Below are 17,285 nucleotides of genomic sequence, written 5' to 3'. Positions count from 1 at the left end.
ATGACCCGCCGCACCGACCAACTCAAGCTGGGCGCATTTCTCGCCAACAGCGGCCATCACGTCGCCGCCTGGCGCCACCCGCTGGCCCAGGCCGATGCCAGCCTGGATTTCGAGCACTTCAAGCACATCGCGCAAACCGCCGAGCGCGGTAAATTCGACGCGCTGTTCATCGCCGATGTCGTCGCGCTGTGGGGGCATCACCACGACGCGTTGAGCCGCACCGCTCGCGCCGAACACTTCGAACCGCTGACCTTGATGTCGGCCCTGGCCGCCGTTACAAACAACATCGGCCTGATCGCCACCGCCACCACCACCTACAACGAGCCGTACCATATCGCGCGCAAGTTCGCGTCCCTGGACCACTTGTCCAAGGGCCGCGCCGCGTGGAACCTGGTGACCTCGGTGGTCTCCGACGAGGCCTGGAACTTTGGCCGCGAACACCATGTGGACCACGGCGACCGCTACCAGCGCGCCGAAGAATTCCACGATGTGGTCAAGGACCTGTGGGACAGCTGGGACGACGACGCCTTCACCCGCGACAAGGCCAGCGGCGAATACTTCGACCCGGCCAAATTGCACACCCTCAACCATCGCGGCGAACACTTTGCCGTACGCGGCCCGCTCAACGTGGCACGCCCGCCCCAAGGCCACCCGGTGCTGGTGCAGGCCGGTGCGTCGGAGCCGGGCAAGAACCTCGCGGCCCGCGTGGCCGAGCTGATCTTTGCCCATTCCCACAACCTCGAAGACGCCCAGGCGTTCTACCAGGACATCAAGCAACGCGCCGCCGCGCTGGGCCGCGACCCGGATCACATCAAGATCCTGCCCGGCGTCACGCCGTTTATCGCCGACACCCGCGAACAGGCCCAGGCCTTGTTCGAAGAGTTCCAGGCACTGATCGACCCGGTGCTGGGCCTGCGCCTGCTGGCCGACACCCTGGGCGATGATATCGACCTGTCCGGCCATGACCTCGACGGCCCACTGCCAGACACCCCCGTGGGCCAACGCGGCAGCCGTCGCGACAAGGTGCTGGAGTTGGCCCGCAGCGAAAACCTGAGCATCCGCCAGCTGTACCTGCGCCTGGCCGGCGGCAACCCGGTGATCGGCACCGCCGAAGACGTGGCCGATCACTTTGAAGCGTGGTTCGAGGCGCGGGCCTGCGACGGCTTCAATGTGTTCTTTCCGTACTTTCCGGGGGGCATCGAGCTGTTTGTCGACCGCGTGATTCCGCTGTTGCAGGCACGCGGGCTGTTCCGCGATGAATACGAAGGCACTACGTTGCGGGAAAACCTTGGCCTGCCGCGCCCGGCCAACCGCTTTACCACAGGAGCCCCGGCATGAAGCGCAACGCATGGATGCTCGCCGCCGCCAGCCTGATCGCGCCCAAGGCGTTCGCCCTGAATATCCTGCTGAGCAACGACGACGGCTACCAGCATCCGAATATCCGCGCGCTCTATACCGAGCTTAAAGCCCAGGGGCATAACGTGAAGATCGCCGCGCCGCAGAGTGACCAGAGCGCACGCGGCGGCTCATTCTTCTTCGGGCGGGAAGTGAGCGTGGGCCACGACAGCGACCCGGCCTACCCCGACAGTTACTACATCAGCACTACCGAAAAAGGCGTGTGCCAGAGCGCCGAGTGCGCCGGCAAAGAGGTGCAGATCGAAATCAGCGGCACGCCGGTAATGGCCCTGTTAATGGGCCTGAACAAAGTGCTGCCTCACCCCGACCTGGTGATCGTCGGCCCCAACCCCGGCAATAACCTGGGGGCGATCAACATGGCCTCGGGCACCTTCAACGCGGCGAGCGTGGCGTTACAGTCAGGCATTCCGGCGCTGGCGGTGAGCACCGATCTCAAGGAGCAGGATCCGCACCGTGCAGCCGCCCTGGTGGCCAAACTGGTACAGGCCCTCGACCAGCATCGCCAACCCAATGGCGCCTTGCTGCCCGCGGGCCTGGGCCTGAATATCAACCTGCCCAAGGACGCGCACATCAAAGGCGTGAAACTCACCCGCGTCGGCAGTTACGTGGGTTTTGCGGCGCTGTACACCGACGATCTCAAGCAGTTCAACCTGCCCGGCAAGCCCGGTATCGGCTTTCAATACAGCCCCGCCGCCACCGCCGCGCAACAGAATGATGAAGCAGTGTGGTTGAACAAGGGTTACCTGACGATCAGCCCGTTCAGCGGCTTGCCGGAGTCCATCAGTGCTGGCCCGGCGCTGCAAAAGCAACTTGAGGTGAAGCCATGAGCGCCGGTTTTTCCCTGGGGTTCTTGAGCCGCGTCTACAGCCCGAGCTTTGACCCCAAGGTCTATCGCGACACCCTGGAGCTGTTCAAGGTCGCCGAAGAACTGGGCTTCGACAGCGGCTGGGTGGCGCAGCACCACTTCGCCAGTGAGCATGGGCGACTGCCGTCGCCGTTGGTGTTGCTCGCCGCGATTACCCAGCGCACACAACGCATCAGCCTGGGCACCGGGATTATCGTGTTGCCCCAGGAGGCGCCGCTGCGCCTGGCCGAAGATGCCGCCGTGCTGGATTTACTCAGCCATGGGCGGCTGGAGCTTGGGCTGGGCGCGGGGTTTGATCCCGAGACATTTGTGGCATTTGGCCGTGAACCTGACGCGCGCCATCGCGATTACGAACAGCACTTGCATCAACTGCTCAACGCCCTGGGCAATGCGCCGTTGACCGACAGCGGCTCGCGCTTGCTGCCACGGGCCAATGGCTTGAGCCATCGACTATGGGAAGCGACGTCGCGGGTGGAATTGGTCGCCGAACGCGGTCACGGCCTGATCATGGCGCCCAACCCGCACCAGCCGCCCGAAGCCGGTGTGGAGCTGGTGGCGCGCTACCGCAACGCCTGGACCGGCGACAACGGCACCCCGGCGCGCCTCGCACGGGTGCAAGCGCTGCTGCCGTCCCCGGACGACGCCACTCGCCGCGATATCCAGGCCTATGTGCAACGCCAGCAAAGCATCGGCGTACTCAAGGGCACACAGGATGATGACTTCGACACCACCCTCAAGCGCCTTGGCGTGTTGCACGGCCCGGTGGAGCAGATCATCGAACAGTTGCAGCAAGGCCCGACACTGACCGCCCACGACCAGTTGATCCTGCAAGTACAAACCACCAGCACGCCGCTGCGCGACGCCATCCGCGCCCTGGAAATCATCCGCGAACACATCGCCCCGGCCCTCGGCTGGCAGCCCACAGGAACCGCCTCATGACCTTCAAACTGGGCTTTCTCAGCCACGCCTTTGGCGATGACCCGCAACAGGTGTACCGCGACCTCATCGAGCAGTTCGAAGTGGCCGAAGCCCTGGGCTTCGATGGCGGCTGGATTGCCCAGCACCACCTGAGCAACGGCTTTGGCCGCCTGCCTTCGCCACTGGTGTTGCTGGCGGCGGTGGCCGAGCGTACCCGGCGTATCGAGCTGGGCACCGGGGTGATCGTGTTGCCGTTCGAAGACCCGATCCGCCTGGCCGAAGACGCCAGTGTGCTCGACGCCCTGAGCGGCGGACGGGTGCAATTGGGCCTGGGCAGTGGCGGCGCCAATCTGGATAACTTCAGCGCGTTTGACCGCGACCCCAGCCAACGCCAGGCGGACTTTGCCGAACGTCAACAGCGCTTGCAGCACCTGGTGCAGGGCAAGCGGCTGACGGGTGACCTGACACTGCAACCGCCCGCACCGGGCCTGGACGCGCGCTTGTGGCATTCCCACGGCAGCCTCGATGGCGCCGTGTACACCGCACGACAAGGCAACGGCCTGCTGCTGGGCACCGCCACTCACGATCCACTGACCGTGCAAAAACCCTTGGCCGACGCGTACCTCAACGCCTGGCAGCACCCTGATCGCCAGCCGCGCATCGGCGTGGTCCGCGCCATTTTCCCCGCCGCCGACCGCGCCAGCGCCCAGGCCGAGCTGGCGGTGGATATCGAGCGGCATATTCCGCGCCTGCAACGCGAAGGCTTGATCGACCAGGCCGTGGATTTACAGGAACACCTGCGCCTGATGAACGTGCACCACGGTCATCCCGATGAAGTGATTCAAAGCTTGCAACAGGACCCCTCGTTGCTGCCCTATGCTGATTACATGATCGCCGTGGTCCAGGCCGAAAGCTCGACCCAGGCACAGATCCTCAAGCGCTTGGAAACCCTCGCCCGGGACATCGCCCCGGCCCTGGGCTGGAAACAACATGACTGACCGCACGCCCCTGCACTTCAGCTGGCTACTGCCTCTATGCACCCCCGACTGGGCGGCGCGGCCAGGGCAATGGATCCAGCTGGCCCAGGCCGTGGAATACGCCGGCCTCGATAGCCTGTGGATCCCCGGCGGCGCGCTGTGCGCCGACAGCCTCGGCGTTGCCGCGGCGTTGTGTGCGCATACGCGGCGGGTGCAATTGTCGGTGAGCGTGCCGCCGGAGGTGATGCTGCCGGCGGCGCTGGCGACCACCCTGCAAAGCCTGCAATCCATCAGCGGCCACCGCGTGCACCTGCACCTGCCCAACAGCGAGCGCAGTGCGTTTGGCGAATGGCTTAACCGTGATCAGCGCAGCGAACGCATCGGCGAGTACCTGCATATCCTCCAACAATTGCTCGCCCCCAATGAAGGCGGGCTGGATTACCAGGGCCTGTACTTCCAGCTGGAAAACGCCGGCGTTGCCCGTCGTGAACTGCCCGCGCCGACGCTGGTACTGGACGACAGCCACAGCCACGCGCTGGTGGCCGAACATGCCCAGACCTGCCTGCTCGCCCCCGGCCATCCGCAGTGGCTGGGCAAGGAGATCCAGCGTTGGCGGGCGATCCAACCGTCGTTAAAGTTTGCCTGCACCTTCGGCCTGATCCTTGGCGACAGCGAAGACCTGGCCTGGGAAACCGCCGCCAGTCTGTTGCCAGTCCCGGACTTACCCACTGAATCCTTCGCCACCCTACCGCGCGCGCGTCACCCGCTGCGCCAATGGGAAGTGCATCCGAACCTGCTGCAACTCGCGCCGGGGCAACCACTGATCCTGGTGGGCACCCCGCCACAGATCGCCACGCGCCTGCAGGAGCTGCATGGGTTGGGCTTGAACCACCTGATCCTGGAAGGCGGCCCGGCCGTGCGCGACGTGCTGCGCTTTGGTGAACAGGTATTGCCCCACTTGCGCAAGGAGCGCCCGCACCATGAGTGTTGAAGTCCGCCCGCCGATCCAACTGGATTGGTTCCTGCCCACCAACGGCGACGGTCGCCACCTCACCAGCAGCGGCTTGCCCAAGGTCGGGTTGTTCCAGCAAGGCGAGCGCGCGCCGACACTGGACTACCTGCGCCAGATCGTACGGGCCACCGAACAGGCCGGTTTCGACGGGATCATGGTGCCCACCGCCAGCGGCTTCGAAGACCCCTGGCTAATCACCGCCGTGCTCGCCCAGGAAGTACGCCGCCTGAAATTCCTGCTCACCCTGCGCCCCGGCACCGAATTGCCCGCCTACACCGCGCACCGCGCCGCCACCTTGCAACTGCTCAGCGAAAACCGCCTGGCGCTGCACGTGGTGACCGGTTCCAGCCGTTTCGAACAGCGTTCCCTCGGGGACTTTCTTGAACACGACGAACGCTACGCACGCACCGCCGAATTCCTGCAAGTGTTCCAGGCCGTATGGGCGGGCCAGCCACCGGCCCATCCTGGGCGTTACTACCGCAGCGGCATCCACACGCCCATTGCCCCAGGCGCCGAAGTGCCGCCCATCTACTTCGGCGGCGCCTCCGAAGCCGCCGAGCGGGTCGGCGCGGCCCATGGGCAAACCTACCTGATGTGGTGCGAACCTCCGGCGATGATCGCCGAACGCATCCACCGCATGCGCGACCTCGCCGCCGCCCAGGGCCGTACCCTGCGCTTCGGCCTGCGTCTGCACGTATTCGCCGCCAGCACCGACGACGCAGCGTGGGCCCATGTGGAACGGCTGCTGCAAGAAATCCCCAAAGGCGCCATCGACCAGGCGCAACGGCAGATGGCCGCGTATGAATCCGTGGGGCAAAGCCGCCAGACGCAATTGATGCAAGGGCGTGGCCGTGGTGCGAGGGAGCTGGAAGTGTCCGCCAACCTGTGGGCGGGTGTGGGCCTGGTGCGTGGAGGTGCGGGAACGGCGCTGGTGGGCAGTTATGCGCACGTGGCGCAGCGGATCGAGGAGTATCACCAATTGGGGGTGGATAGTTTTATCTTGTCCGGGTTTCCGCATTTGGAAGAGGCGATTCATGTGGGGGCGGAGGTGTTGCCTCTATTACACAAGATCTGCGCCACACCCTAGATCCCCTGTGGGAGGGGGCTTGCTCGCGAAGGCGGTGTGTCAGTCAACACACATGCAGCTGACCCTCCGCCATCGGGGGCAAGCCCCCTCCCACATTTGGAATTGCGTCAGGATAAGGAAGTAGCCATACCACCAATCCCCTGTGGGAGGGGGCTTGCCCCCGATTGCAGTGTGTCAGCTACAGATAAGCTGACTGACACTCCGCCATCGGGGGCAAGTCGAATCGTCGCACCGCCCCTCCCACATTGGTTTCCAGCGCACCATGACTCACTGGTACGGAATCAACCGATCCCGGTCAAGATCGCGCATCAACTCGCCGAGCATTTCACTTTCGCTGCGCGGTTCGGTCATCGGGATGTACCAGGTGGTTGCCGTCCAGCCGCCACGTTTGTAGGCGTAGGCCTTGACCAGTTGGCCGTCCTTGTACAGCGAGCCGTGCAACTGGCGCTCGTAGGTGTAGGGGATCGGCACCGTCAGCAGGGTCAACGCGCCGAGTACGGCGGGGAATACACCGGCGCCTTTGCCGCCGCTCTGGTCCACCAGCAGGCTGTAGCCGGTCTTGCTGAAACCTCCGTCGATAAAGCTGAACGCACCGGTTTCACGCAGGCGCTGGATGACTTCGCGTTGCTTCTGTTCGTCGAAGCGCGACGCCGGCGACGGCATGGTCACGCTCATCGGCACATAGGCGCGCTCGGCCTTGTAGTCCAGGGGCTTGAGGGCGGTGCTGCAACCTGCCAGCAACAGCACGGCGGCCAAGAGGGTCGGTTTGATCATTGCGCTTGCTCCTTGGGCAGCAGGCCGTCGCGTTGTACATCCTGGGCAAAGGCGCGGGTGATGCGGCCGATGTTTTCTTGCTGCATGCCGCCGCTGCCGTCCAGCAGCCAGGTGTATTTCTGAGTGACGTTACGGTAGCTGTAATGCTTCAACGGTTTGCCGTCCTGTTGCACGGCGAACTCGGTGGTGGTGTCGATGCTCTGGGACAACGGCAGCAAAAACAGGGTGGCGGTGCTCAGCAGGATCACCGGGAACGGTGGCAGCTCGCGCTGGCTGTTGAAGCGGACCAGTACCGAGTAGTCCCCTGGTTTGCCCATGCCGGTCTCGACGCTGCGAAATACGCCGGTTTCGCGCAATTGGTTGCGGATCTGCGCAGCGTTGAGCGGGTCATCCACCATGACGTGGATCGGCTGGAGGTAGTCCTGGCCATCGGGCAAGGTGCGTTCGGGCAAGGTGTTGCTGGTGGCGCAACCCGTCAGCAGCGCCAGGGCGCTCAGGGCGATAAGGCGGTTCATGGGCGGGCCTCCTGGGGCACGATGATGTAGGGGGCGGCGCTGCGGTAATCCAGCGGCATCAACTCTAGCGGCGGCAGGCCGGGAACGGACTGGCGCGCGATGGCCTCATCCCGCGCCTGCTGGTCGCGCCAACGGAAGGCGCACAGCGAACCGCCCAGGCATAACGAGCGGAATTCACCGAGGTAGTAGGCCTTGCCCGGTTGCAGGCGCAGCGGCAGGTTGAACTTCTCTCGCGCCTGCACCGAGGTGTAGGTGGTGCCCATGTAGGGTGAGTAGTTGCTGGAGAAGAACTGGAAATCGTAGAACTCGTAGTCCCCGGGCTTGAGCGGCAACACGAACACGCTGGCGGCGCCGGTGGCGTCCTTCACGTCCTGGGGTGTTTCGCGGCCCATGCCGACCCACACGCCGGCCGCGCCATAGGCCGAGCCGCGCTTGCGAAACAACAGGCGTTGGTTGGGGGCAGGAGACGCCGCCAGGCTTTGCGGGCCGATGGAGCCGACCAGATACGCCACCGGCTCCTGCGGGCCCGGCAGCAGCGGTTCGCTGACCACGGCGGCGGGCTGGGTGCCGCAGCCGGTCAAGGCGGCGGCCATAAGCAACAAGGCCAGGGGCCTGGAAAAGCGAGACATGTTCGATCCTGAGTGCTGGCTTTAAAAAAGCGGCACAGGACAAGCATGTGAATGCCCTCCTGGCGCTGTGCCTCGCGTCACTGCGAGGGGCGCAAATGGTACGGCAGGATGGGGGGGTTGACCAGCGGGTGAGTGGTGGGGCCTGTACTCACACCTCGGCACCTATGCACTAACCCCTTGCAAAGGCGCAACCTCACGCGCAGCGGTATGGCGATTAACCGGCACCGGCAACCCCAAGTGCCCACGCAACGTGCTGTGGCTGTACTCGCTGCGGAACAACCCGCGTTCACGCAGCAACGGCAGCACTTGCTCGGTAAAGCGTGCAAAGTCCTCCGGCGCACCGACGTGAATGTTGAACCCATCCACCGCGCCCTCGACAAACCAGCGCTCAATCTCATCCGCCACCGTTTTTGGCGAGCCGACGAAACTGGAGAACGGCTTGGCAAAACGCAACGCCGCCTGGCGCAAGGTCAGGCCCTGGTCGCGGGCCACTTGCTTGATGTTCTCGGCATGCCCGCGATAGCCGTTGCTGCCCAGATCACCCAGTTCAGGGAAAGGTTCGTCCAGTGGGTACTGGCTGAAATCGTGGTAGTTGAACGGCCGCCCCAACTGCACCAATGCCTTGGTCAGATCCAGCTCGCCATTGCGCTCACGGTCGATGGCCTGGGCCTGTTCATCGGTGTCGGCAATGATCGGTGAAATGCCCGGCAGAATGGTCACGTGATCAGGGTTACGCCCCGCAGCCGCCGTGCGTTGCTTGATATCGCGGTAGTACGCCTGGGCATCTTCGAAATTGCCGACACCGGCAAAAATCCCCTCGGCATACTTCGCCGCCAGACCGCGCCCGGACTCGGAAATCCCCGCCTGGAAAATCACCGGCTGGCCCTGGGCTGAACGCTCGATATTCAACGGGCCGGTTACCGAGAAAAACTCGCCCTGATGATCAAGCCGATGCTGGCGCTGCGGGTCGAGGAACACCTTGCTTGGCTTGTCGCGCACAAAGGCGTCGTCTTCATAGGAATCCCACAGGCCTTGCACCACATCCAGGTGCTCGGCGGCGCGGCGGTAGCGGTCGGTGTGGTCGATATGTTGCTCAAGCCCGAAGTTGCCGGCGGCGCCTTCGAGGCCTGTGGTCACCACGTTCCAACCGGCGCGGCCACCGCTGATATGGTCCAGCGAGGCGAACTGGCGCGCCACGTTGAAGGGTTCGGTGTAGGAGGTGGTGAGAGTCGCCACCAGGCCGATTTTCGACGTGGCACCGGCGATGGCCGACAGCAATGTCAACGGCTCCAGGCGGTTGAGAAAGTGCGGCGCGGAATCGGGGGTGATGTAGGGGCTGTCGACGATGAATACCAGGTCGAACTTGGCGGCTTCGGCCTGTTGGGCCTGTGCGCGATACCAGTTGATGTCCACGCTGGCATTGCCGGGGATCTGCGGGTGCAGCCATTCGTTTTGCGCGGTGCCGACGCCGGTGAGGATGGCGCCGAATTTGAGCTGGCGGGGTGAGGTTGGCATGGGAGTTCTCCTGAAATAGATGGAAATCACTGGAGGAACCGGATCAAAAATGTGGGAGGGGGCTTGCTCCCGATGAGGGAGTGTCAGCTAATAAATTTGCTGCTGATACACCGCTATCGGGAGCAAGCCCCCTCCCACATTTTGACCGAGTTTGTCAGTCAGTTCTGGCGGCGATGGCTTCGACTTCGATCAAGGCGCCGGGCAACGGCAGCGCTACAACCTGCAACGCCGTCCGCGCCGGTTTGTTGGGTTGCTCAGGCGTGCCGAAGAACTGCGTATACCCCGCCTGCAACCCGGCAAAATCCAGCTTGCCGCCGGTCTCTTCCGCGCCCACCAAAAACACCCGCAACTGCACGATATCCCCCAGGTCCAGGTCTTGCTGGCGCAGGATCTGGCGGAGCTTGTTGAACACCGACACCGTCTGCACCTCGGTAGTGCCATAGGCCGCCGGCGTACCCGCCGGGGCGTTGGCGTCGTGCAGGTCGGGCAAGGTGCCGCTGACAAAAACCAGGCTGGCGGAGGCCGGCACGGTGACGGTCTGGGAGATCGGGAAGTTGCCGACGCTGGTGCGTTGAATGCTATCGCTCATGATGAAGCTCCTTAAGAGGCGGCAAGGGCCGCAGTCTGTCGTTGTTGGGTCACACGCTCGGCCAGTTGCCCGACCACATGGCGCGCCGAGTTGGCCGCCGATTCCTGCCAGATGCCTACGCCGCTTTGCACCAGACCGTCGCCGGCGAAGTACACGCGGCCGTGGCCGGCTTCGAGCAGGGCGCTGGCGTGCGCCGGGAAGTGTTCACGTTGCAGCCACGGGCCTTCGCTGTAGGGGATCTGTTCCCAGGACACCGCCAGCGGGTTGCGCAGGTGTTGGGAATAACCGGGGTGCAGCAGCTCCACGGCTTCCCTGGAGGTGGCGTACTGCTGGTCGAACGGTTGCGCGCCGAAGACATCGGCGCCCTCCCCGGTCACGTAGCCCGCCACCAACAAGCCTTCGCGGGTGTTGAGGTCGTTGCTCGGGTACCACAGCAGGCGCGCCGGGTGTTCGATCCACGACAGGCCGCCGTAGGTGCGGTAGTCGGTCTCCCAGAAGCGCGGCGATTGCCACGCCACTTTGGTCGCCTGGTCGCTGCGGGTGCTGAGCAAGGCGGCCTTGATCGGGTCGCTGAAATCCGTGTCGAGCCTGGCCAGCAGCGGCAATGGCAAGGTGGAGATCAGGTAGTCGGCCCGCACCACCTGTTCGCGGCCACTGTGTTGGTCGTGATAAGTCACCGCCACGCCGTCTTCCAATTGGCGGATCTGCCGTACCTGGGCACCGAGTTGCACGTGGTCGCGCACCCGCCCGTAGAAGGCATCGGTGATGCGGTCCATGCCGCCCACTGGCTGGAACATGGTGGCGGAAAACTCCGGGAACTCGGTGTGCAGCAATGCCCCCCACAGCTCTGGATGCAGCAGTTGGTCCAGCGACAACGGGCTGCGGCTGGCGGGTAATGCGCCAGGATGAGCCGGTGATTCCAGATGCCCCGAACGAATCGTGCCCTCGAAGGCCAGCTCTTGCGACAGGTCGCCGTACACCTGCAAAAACGCCAGCAACCGCGTGCGCTCTTCACCGCTCAGTACATCGTCGAGGGCATCGCGTTGCACGGCCTTGGCCAGCAAGCCGGACACCTGCCCGCGTGCATCGTTGATCGCCTGGCCGACGCTGAACGCCGGTTTGTTCACATCTGGCCGCACCTGGGCGCCATGGCTGCTGTTGACCAGCACTTCCAGCGGCACCCCCAGCTCACTGCAATAGTCGAGGATGGTGCGGTGCTGGCTGGGAATCCGCGCCGGGCCTGCGTTGAAGTAGTGGCCTTGGTCGAACGCGGCGGTCTGCGTGCGGCCATCCTTGTAGTCCACGCGGTCGCCGTTGCGAATCGTCCAGGTGCGCCCGCCGACCCGTTCGCGCGCCTCCAGTACCTGCACCTCAAACCCGGCTCGGCTCAGTTCCAGGGCCGTGACCAACCCGGCAATCCCGGCGCCCAGCACCAGCACGCGGGTGCCCTGCCCCAGGCCCTCCTTGAGTTTCAACGGTTGCGGGCGGCGGTGAGACGAAGGCCCCAGGCCCAGCACCGCCAGCACGTCCTTGACGGCGTGTTCGCCCCCTACCGCTGCGATACTCGACAGCGCTTCACGTCGTGTCAGTCCCATGGGTGACGCTCCTTAATCCGGCAGGCCCGGTGGGTTGATCAGCGACTTGTCGACGCGTTCCACGTCCAGGCCCCAGCGTTGCAGCACCTGTTCGTATTGGCCGCCGGCAATCACGGTTTCGAGAGCGGTGTGGATCGGCTTGACCAGGCCGTTGTCTCTGCGCGTGGTCACGGCAATGTCCGCCTGCAACGGCCAGCCGCCGTTGACGGTGCCGACGCGCTTGATGCCGCCGGTGATGGCCGCCGAATAGGCGTACACCGAGTTGGGACCGAACAGCGCATCACTGCGTCCGGATTGCACCGCCAGTTGCGCGGCAGCCTGGTCGTCGAAGTACTGCAACAGTGCGGGCTTGATGCCGGCCTTTTCGTTGGCCTCGTTCCAGGCCAACAGGACTTTTTCCTGGTTGGTGCCGGAGCCGACAATGATCTTCAACCCGGCGATGTCCGCCGCCTGTTTGATCTCGGTGATCTTGCTGGTGCTCTTCACGTAGAACCCGAGCACATCCTGGCGATAGGTGGCGAAGTCGAAGCGCTTCTTGCGCGCCTCGGTGACGGTGACGTTGCTGATCACCGCGTCGTATTTGCCCGAGCTGACGCCCAGCGGCCAATCTTCCCAACTGGTCTGCACCACGTTGAGTTGCAGGCCCAGGCTGTCGGCGACCAGCTGCGCCGTGTCGGCCTCGCTGCCGATGGTGGTCTTGTCATCGCTGGCCAACAGCGCCAGGGGCGGCCCGGCGACACCGGACACGGCCACGGTGAACTTGCCCGGCTGGGCGAACTTGAAGCCCGGCGGAATCTGCGCGATGGCCGCTTCATTACGCGGCACATGGATGCGCACGCGGTCGGGGCTGAGGTCGACCTGTTGCACGGCGAACGCGCTTTGCGCGGTGCTGACGGCAAGTGCCAGCAGGGCCACGCGGGCAGTAGCGATAAACATGGGCAGTCACTCCTTGAACTAAAGCACCTTGCCGAGAAAGGCCACGGTGCGGGGGTGTCGGGGTTGGCGGAACATCTGTTCAGGCGGGCCTTCTTCGATCAACTGGCCGTCGCAGAGGAACACCACGTGGTCGGCGACTTCGCGGGCAAAGCCGATTTCGTGGGTGACGATCACCAGGGTCACGCCCAGTTGGGTCAGGCCCTTGATCACGTCGAGGACTTCGCCCACCAATTCCGGGTCGAGGGCCGAGGTGGGTTCGTCGAACAGCAGCACTTTGGGGTCCAGCGCCAGGGCGCGGGCAATGGCGACGCGCTGTTGCTGGCCCCCGGAGAGCTGGCGTGGGTAGGCGTCTGCCTTGTCCGCCAGGCCAACCTTGGCCAGCAATTCGGCGGCCTTGGTGTGGGCTTCGGCCTTGCCCCAGCGCTTGTGGGCCAGGGGCGCTTCGGCGATGTTTTCCCAGGCGGTGAGGTGCGGGAACAGGTTGAAGTTCTGGAACACGAAGCCGACGTCGATGCGGCGCTTGAGAATCTCGCGCTCTTTCAGTTCGTAGAGCAGGTCACCCTTGCGGCGGTAGCCGACGTATTCGCCGTCGATAGTGATATGCCCGCTGTCGATCTTTTCCAGGTGATTGATGGTGCGCAGCAAGGTCGACTTGCCCGAGCCCGATGGCCCGAGAATCACCGTGACCTTGCCGGGATCGATGGTCAGGTCGATGTCTTTCAACACCTGTTGGTTGCCAAAGCGCTTGCCCACGCCCTGGATCTGGATGCGTCCGGCGCGGGCTTCAGCCATGGGTCTTCTCCTTGATCCAGCCGCGAATGCGTTGCAACGGTGTGGGCGGCAGTACCCGCGCAGTGCCACGGGCGAAGTAGCGTTCGACGTAATACTGGGCGCTGGTCAGCACGGTGGTGATGATCAAATACCAGACCGTCGCCACGATCAGCAGCGGGATCACCGCCTGGGTGCGGTTGTAGATGACCTGCACGGTGTAGAACAGCTCCGGCAAGGCCAGCACGTAGACGATGGAGGTGCCTTTGACCAGGCCGATGATTTCGTTGAAACCCGACGGCAAGATCGAGCGCAATGCCTGGGGCAGGATGATGCGGAAGATCCGTCGTGAGGCTGGCAATCCCAAGGCCGCCGCCGCTTCATGCTGGCCGGCATCAACCCCGATCAGGCCACCGCGAATGATCTCCGCTGCGTACGCCGCTTGCATCAGGCTCAAGCCCAGCACCGCCACGGTGAACTGGCTGAGCACATCCACGGTGGACCATTCGGCGAACACCACCGAGGTGAACGGCACGCCGAGCACGATGTGGTCATACAGGTAGGCAAAGTTGTAGAGGATGATCAGCACGAGCAGCGCCGGCATCGAGCGGAAAAACCAGATATAGCCCCAGGCCAACGCCGCCAGCAGTGGCGAGCCCGATAGCCGCGCCAATGCCAGTGCCGTGCCGAGGATCATGCTGAACACGGTGCTCAGCAAGGTCAGCAACAGCGTCTGGCCCAGGCCGCGAAGTACCGAGGGCGAGAAGAACCATTGGCCGAACACGCCCCACTCCCAGCGCGGGTTGGTGGCCAGGGAATGCACGATGGTCAACAACACCAGCGCGGCAAAGATCGACCCGGCCCAGCGCCAGGGGTGCCGTGCGGGCACCACTTGCAGGGCCTTGATCGGTGTGGCGACGCGCGCCTGGCGAACCGGAGCGGGCTGATCTATCAGGTCATAGGGTTTGGCGACGATGGGCATGTTTTATTCCTCGGCCTTAGAAGGCATAGGTCAACCGGGTGTAGTAGTACCCGCCGGTAAAACCGAAGGGCGAATAGGTGCCGTAGCTGCTGACCATGGTGCTGCTGGGCACGCCTTGTTTCTTGGGGTAGATGTCGAACAGGTTCTTGGCGCCGATGGCGATGTTGAGGTCTTTGGTGAGGTTGTAGCCAAGGTCCAGGTCGGTGATCCATTTGGCGCTGTAGACCCGGTCGAGGCTGCGGTCGGCGGAGACGTTGACCTCTTTGTAGGAACCGTAGCGGGTCAGGGCCAGGTTGAGGTTGAAGCGGTCGATGCTCCAGTCGCCGCCCAGGATCAGCTTGGTGCTGGGCTGTACACCGGTGATCAGGTTGCGTGCCTGGCGATCCATCAGGTCGTAGGACGTACCGAGGATCGTGGTGGATTCCTTGTAGTTGAGGATCTTGGTCTGGTTCCAGTTGAACGCGGCGGTCCACTTGAGTGAGCCGTATTGGCCCAGGTCCTGGTTGTAGTTGCTGACCAGGTCGAGGCCCTTGGTGCGGGTGTCGGCGCCGTTGATGAAGTATTGGCCGCCGGAGGTGGACGTGATGCCGTTGCCTTGCAAGACCTGGGTGATCTCCGGGCCGAGCAAGGTGCCAGTCAGGGTGATGCGGTCACGCAGGTTGATCACGTAGGCGTCGGCGGTGAAGCTCAGGCGGTCGGTGGGCGTGAGCGTGAAACCGAGGCTGAAGTTGGTGGAGCGTTCGGGTTTGAGTTCCTGCGCGCCCAGGGCTTGGGCCGCGGCGGAGCCCACCGGCAGCACGCCGTAGTTGATCGACTGGTACACGCCGTCCACCACGCCATAGGTGGTGGAACGCGCACTGAACAGGCTGTTGGCCAGGGACGGCGCACGGAAACCGTTGCTCACCGTGGCGCGCACGGCAAATTGTGGGGTGAAGTCGTAGCGGGTGGTCAGCTTACCGCTGCGCGTAGCGCCGACGCCCTGGTTGTAATGCTCGTAGCGAAACGCGGTGCCGATGTACCAATCCGGCACCGGGTTGAAACCCACGTCGACATAGCTCGCCAGGCTGTTGCGTGAGGCGCTGCTTTCTTCATCCGGCGAGATGCCGTTGGTCACCTGCGCTCCACTTGAAGCGCAATTGCCCGGTGCCACGCAATAACCACCGTTGGCGTAGGACGCATAGTCGCCGGCCTGTACCTCATAGGTGTCGCGCCGATGTTCGAAGCCGTAGCTCAGGTCCAGCGGCTTTTGCAGGCCGACATCGAAGCCGCGCTTGAAGTCGAGGTTGGTGGTCAGCTCGGTGGAAATCCAGGTGCCGGAAGTGAAGTGATTCGGCGTGGCCTCGCCCAGGGACGGGTTCTGGTTATGGGTGGTGCCCTGCTCCGCTTCGTTGCGCCCGTAGGTGGTGGACAGGTCCCAGTCCCACTCGCCGACGGTGCCCTTGCCGCCGAATGCGGCCTGGAAGTCGTCTTCGTCGATAAACCAGGTGGGCGTGTAGCCCGCCGGGTAGCCGTTGGGCCCGGTGGTGATGGTGTTGGTGATGGTCGGCAGGCGGAAGTTCTGGCCCTGCTCGGCCTTGCGTCGCGAATACGTGGTGAAGGAGTACAGGCTGAACGTGTCGTCAATCGGCAGCTCGGCGTTGTAGCCCAGGGTCAGCAGGTTGGTCTTGGGCGTGCCGTAGCCGCCATAGGTGGAACGGCCGGCCTGTTCATAGGCTTGATCGTAGGTGTAGCCGTTGGCGCTGGCCTTGTTGTCATCGTTCTGGCTGCGCGCGTCCAGGGCCAGTTGCACGATGCCGCCGTTGCCGATTTCGAACCCCTTGTTGAGGCTTTGTTGCACGGTCTGCTTCTTGCCGTCGTAACCCTGGCCGACATTGGTCACCGACGTGCCGCTGGTGTCGGCCTTGAGGATCACGTTGATCACCCCGGCGATGGCATCGGAGCCGTACTGGGCGGCGGCGCCGTCCCTTAATACTTCCACATGGTCGATGGCGCTGATGGGGATCAGGTCCAGGTCGGCAGGCGCCGCGCCGGTGTTGATGCCGTTGATGTTCAGGGTGGCGCTGGTATGACGGCGCTTGCCGTTCACCAGCACCAACACTTCGGCGGCACTCAGGCCCCGCAGGTTAGGGGCGCGGGCGATGCCGCTGGCGTCCCAACCGGTTTTTTCCGGCAGGGTCAGCGACGGGATTACCGCACTCAAGGCCTCCATCAAACCGGGCTTGCCGGTGCTCTGCAATTGCTTGGCGCTGACCACATCGATCGGCACCGGGCTGCTGGTGACGGTGCGCTGTTCGGCGCCACGGTTACCGGTGACGACGACGGTGGAGAGGGTGCTGTCGTCCTGGGCCTGGGCAGTGTTGGCCAGGAGGGCCAGGGCCAATACGGCGGTGGGGGTTAACGTTTGCTTCATAGGCGTGCCTGTCTTTCCAAATCGCGCAGTCGGGCAGTCACGCGGGTGGGCGCGGTGCTCGGATTTTTTGGGGTGTCGCGGCGATTTGGGGCTAAGGCGCGTGCAGGGGTTGAATCGGCAACATACGTTGAATTCCCTTCCAACGATTCTGCTGCGGGCATGCTTACCCGGTTATGGAAGCAGAATCTGAATCACGATGGGTACCATCCATGGTCAGGGGTAGGCTGTTGGGATCAAACATAACGGAATGGGTTTTGAAAATATAATGCTGTTTTGGTCTAAGCTAATATTCTTGTA

At 63.9% G+C, this 17,285-nt stretch carries 16 protein-coding genes; 6 read left to right on the top strand and 10 right to left on the bottom strand.

The features are described from left to right. From DYL61_RS24940 to DYL61_RS24915, 6 genes are read left to right on the top strand one after another with little or no spacing between them, the layout of a single operon-like run. Nucleotides 1-1,338, top strand: a complete 1,338-nt coding sequence (locus tag DYL61_RS24940) for an LLM class flavin-dependent oxidoreductase (RefSeq protein ID WP_135310544.1) — start codon at nt 1-3, stop codon at nt 1,336-1,338. After that, the gene (locus DYL61_RS24935; protein ID WP_135310543.1) at nt 1,335-2,243 is read left to right on the top strand and encodes a 5'/3'-nucleotidase SurE; all 909 of its coding nucleotides are present in this window, start codon (nt 1,335-1,337) and stop codon (nt 2,241-2,243) included. The genes DYL61_RS24940 and DYL61_RS24935 overlap by 4 nt, the downstream gene beginning before the upstream one ends. Further along, the gene (locus DYL61_RS24930) at nt 2,240-3,220 is read left to right on the top strand and encodes an LLM class flavin-dependent oxidoreductase (protein ID WP_135310542.1); all 981 of its coding nucleotides are present in this window, start codon (nt 2,240-2,242) and stop codon (nt 3,218-3,220) included. Before DYL61_RS24935 ends, DYL61_RS24930 begins: the two co-directional genes overlap by 4 nt. Beyond that, nucleotides 3,217-4,197 (top strand): LLM class flavin-dependent oxidoreductase, encoded by a 981-nt coding sequence (locus DYL61_RS24925; protein ID WP_135310541.1) that lies wholly within the window; start codon nt 3,217-3,219, stop codon nt 4,195-4,197. The genes DYL61_RS24930 and DYL61_RS24925 overlap by 4 nt, the downstream gene beginning before the upstream one ends. Continuing rightward, nucleotides 4,190-5,167 carry an LLM class flavin-dependent oxidoreductase gene (locus DYL61_RS24920; protein WP_135310540.1) on the top strand — a complete coding sequence of 326 codons (978 nt, stop codon included), beginning with the start codon at nt 4,190-4,192 and terminating at the stop codon, nt 5,165-5,167. Before DYL61_RS24925 ends, DYL61_RS24920 begins: the two co-directional genes overlap by 8 nt. After that, nucleotides 5,157-6,275: an LLM class flavin-dependent oxidoreductase gene (locus DYL61_RS24915; protein ID WP_135310539.1), complete on the top strand. Its 1,119-nt coding sequence runs from the start codon at nt 5,157-5,159 to the stop codon at nt 6,273-6,275. The genes DYL61_RS24920 and DYL61_RS24915 overlap by 11 nt, the downstream gene beginning before the upstream one ends. 267 nt (nt 6,276-6,542) lie before the next feature. Here DYL61_RS24915 and DYL61_RS24910 read toward each other — a convergent pair whose 3' ends face one another. The 10 genes from DYL61_RS24910 to DYL61_RS24865 all read right to left on the bottom strand — a co-directional run bounded on the left by DYL61_RS24910 (nt 6,543) and on the right by DYL61_RS24865 (nt 16,988). Further along, nucleotides 6,543-7,049 (bottom strand): hypothetical protein, encoded by a 507-nt coding sequence (locus DYL61_RS24910; RefSeq protein ID WP_135310538.1) that lies wholly within the window; start codon nt 7,047-7,049, stop codon nt 6,543-6,545. Next, nucleotides 7,046-7,564 (bottom strand): hypothetical protein, encoded by a 519-nt coding sequence (locus DYL61_RS24905; RefSeq protein WP_135310537.1) that lies wholly within the window; start codon nt 7,562-7,564, stop codon nt 7,046-7,048. The genes DYL61_RS24910 and DYL61_RS24905 overlap by 4 nt, the downstream gene beginning before the upstream one ends. Continuing rightward, nucleotides 7,561-8,193: a hypothetical protein gene (locus DYL61_RS24900; RefSeq protein ID WP_135310536.1), complete on the bottom strand. Its 633-nt coding sequence runs from the start codon at nt 8,191-8,193 to the stop codon at nt 7,561-7,563. Before DYL61_RS24900 ends, DYL61_RS24905 begins: the two co-directional genes overlap by 4 nt. 162 nt (nt 8,194-8,355) lie before the next feature. Then, a complete protein-coding gene (locus DYL61_RS24895; protein ID WP_135310535.1) occupies nt 8,356-9,708 on the bottom strand; it encodes an LLM class flavin-dependent oxidoreductase in 1,353 nt (450 codons plus the stop codon). A gap of 154 nt (nt 9,709-9,862) precedes the next feature. Then, nucleotides 9,863-10,297: a RidA family protein gene (locus DYL61_RS24890; RefSeq protein WP_135310534.1), complete on the bottom strand. Its 435-nt coding sequence runs from the start codon at nt 10,295-10,297 to the stop codon at nt 9,863-9,865. 11 nt (nt 10,298-10,308) lie between these two features. Then, on the bottom strand, nt 10,309-11,892 hold the full coding sequence (locus DYL61_RS24885; protein WP_135310533.1) for a flavin monoamine oxidase family protein: 1,584 nt from the start codon (nt 11,890-11,892) through the stop codon (nt 10,309-10,311). Nucleotides 11,893-11,904: 12 nt separating this feature from the next. Then, complete coding sequence (locus tag DYL61_RS24880) at nt 11,905-12,828, bottom strand: ABC transporter substrate-binding protein (protein WP_135310532.1); 924 nt, start codon at nt 12,826-12,828, stop codon at nt 11,905-11,907. Between the two features lie 18 nt (nt 12,829-12,846). Then, nucleotides 12,847-13,620 (bottom strand): amino acid ABC transporter ATP-binding protein, encoded by a 774-nt coding sequence (locus DYL61_RS24875; RefSeq protein ID WP_135310531.1) that lies wholly within the window; start codon nt 13,618-13,620, stop codon nt 12,847-12,849. Beyond that, on the bottom strand, nt 13,613-14,578 hold the full coding sequence (locus tag DYL61_RS24870; protein ID WP_135310530.1) for an amino acid ABC transporter permease: 966 nt from the start codon (nt 14,576-14,578) through the stop codon (nt 13,613-13,615). The genes DYL61_RS24875 and DYL61_RS24870 overlap by 8 nt, the downstream gene beginning before the upstream one ends. Nucleotides 14,579-14,594: 16 nt before the next feature. Then, nucleotides 14,595-16,988 carry a TonB-dependent receptor plug domain-containing protein gene (locus DYL61_RS24865; protein ID WP_135310529.1) on the bottom strand — a complete coding sequence of 798 codons (2,394 nt, stop codon included), beginning with the start codon at nt 16,986-16,988 and terminating at the stop codon, nt 14,595-14,597. Nucleotides 16,989-17,285 lie beyond the last annotated feature (297 nt).

The organism is Pseudomonas nabeulensis (genome assembly GCF_004682045.1).
In the GTDB taxonomy this organism is placed as follows: Bacteria; Pseudomonadota; Gammaproteobacteria; order Pseudomonadales; family Pseudomonadaceae; genus Aquipseudomonas; species Aquipseudomonas nabeulensis.
Note: the sequence above shows the minus strand (reverse complement) of the source record. Positions and strands in the feature narration are given on the sequence as shown.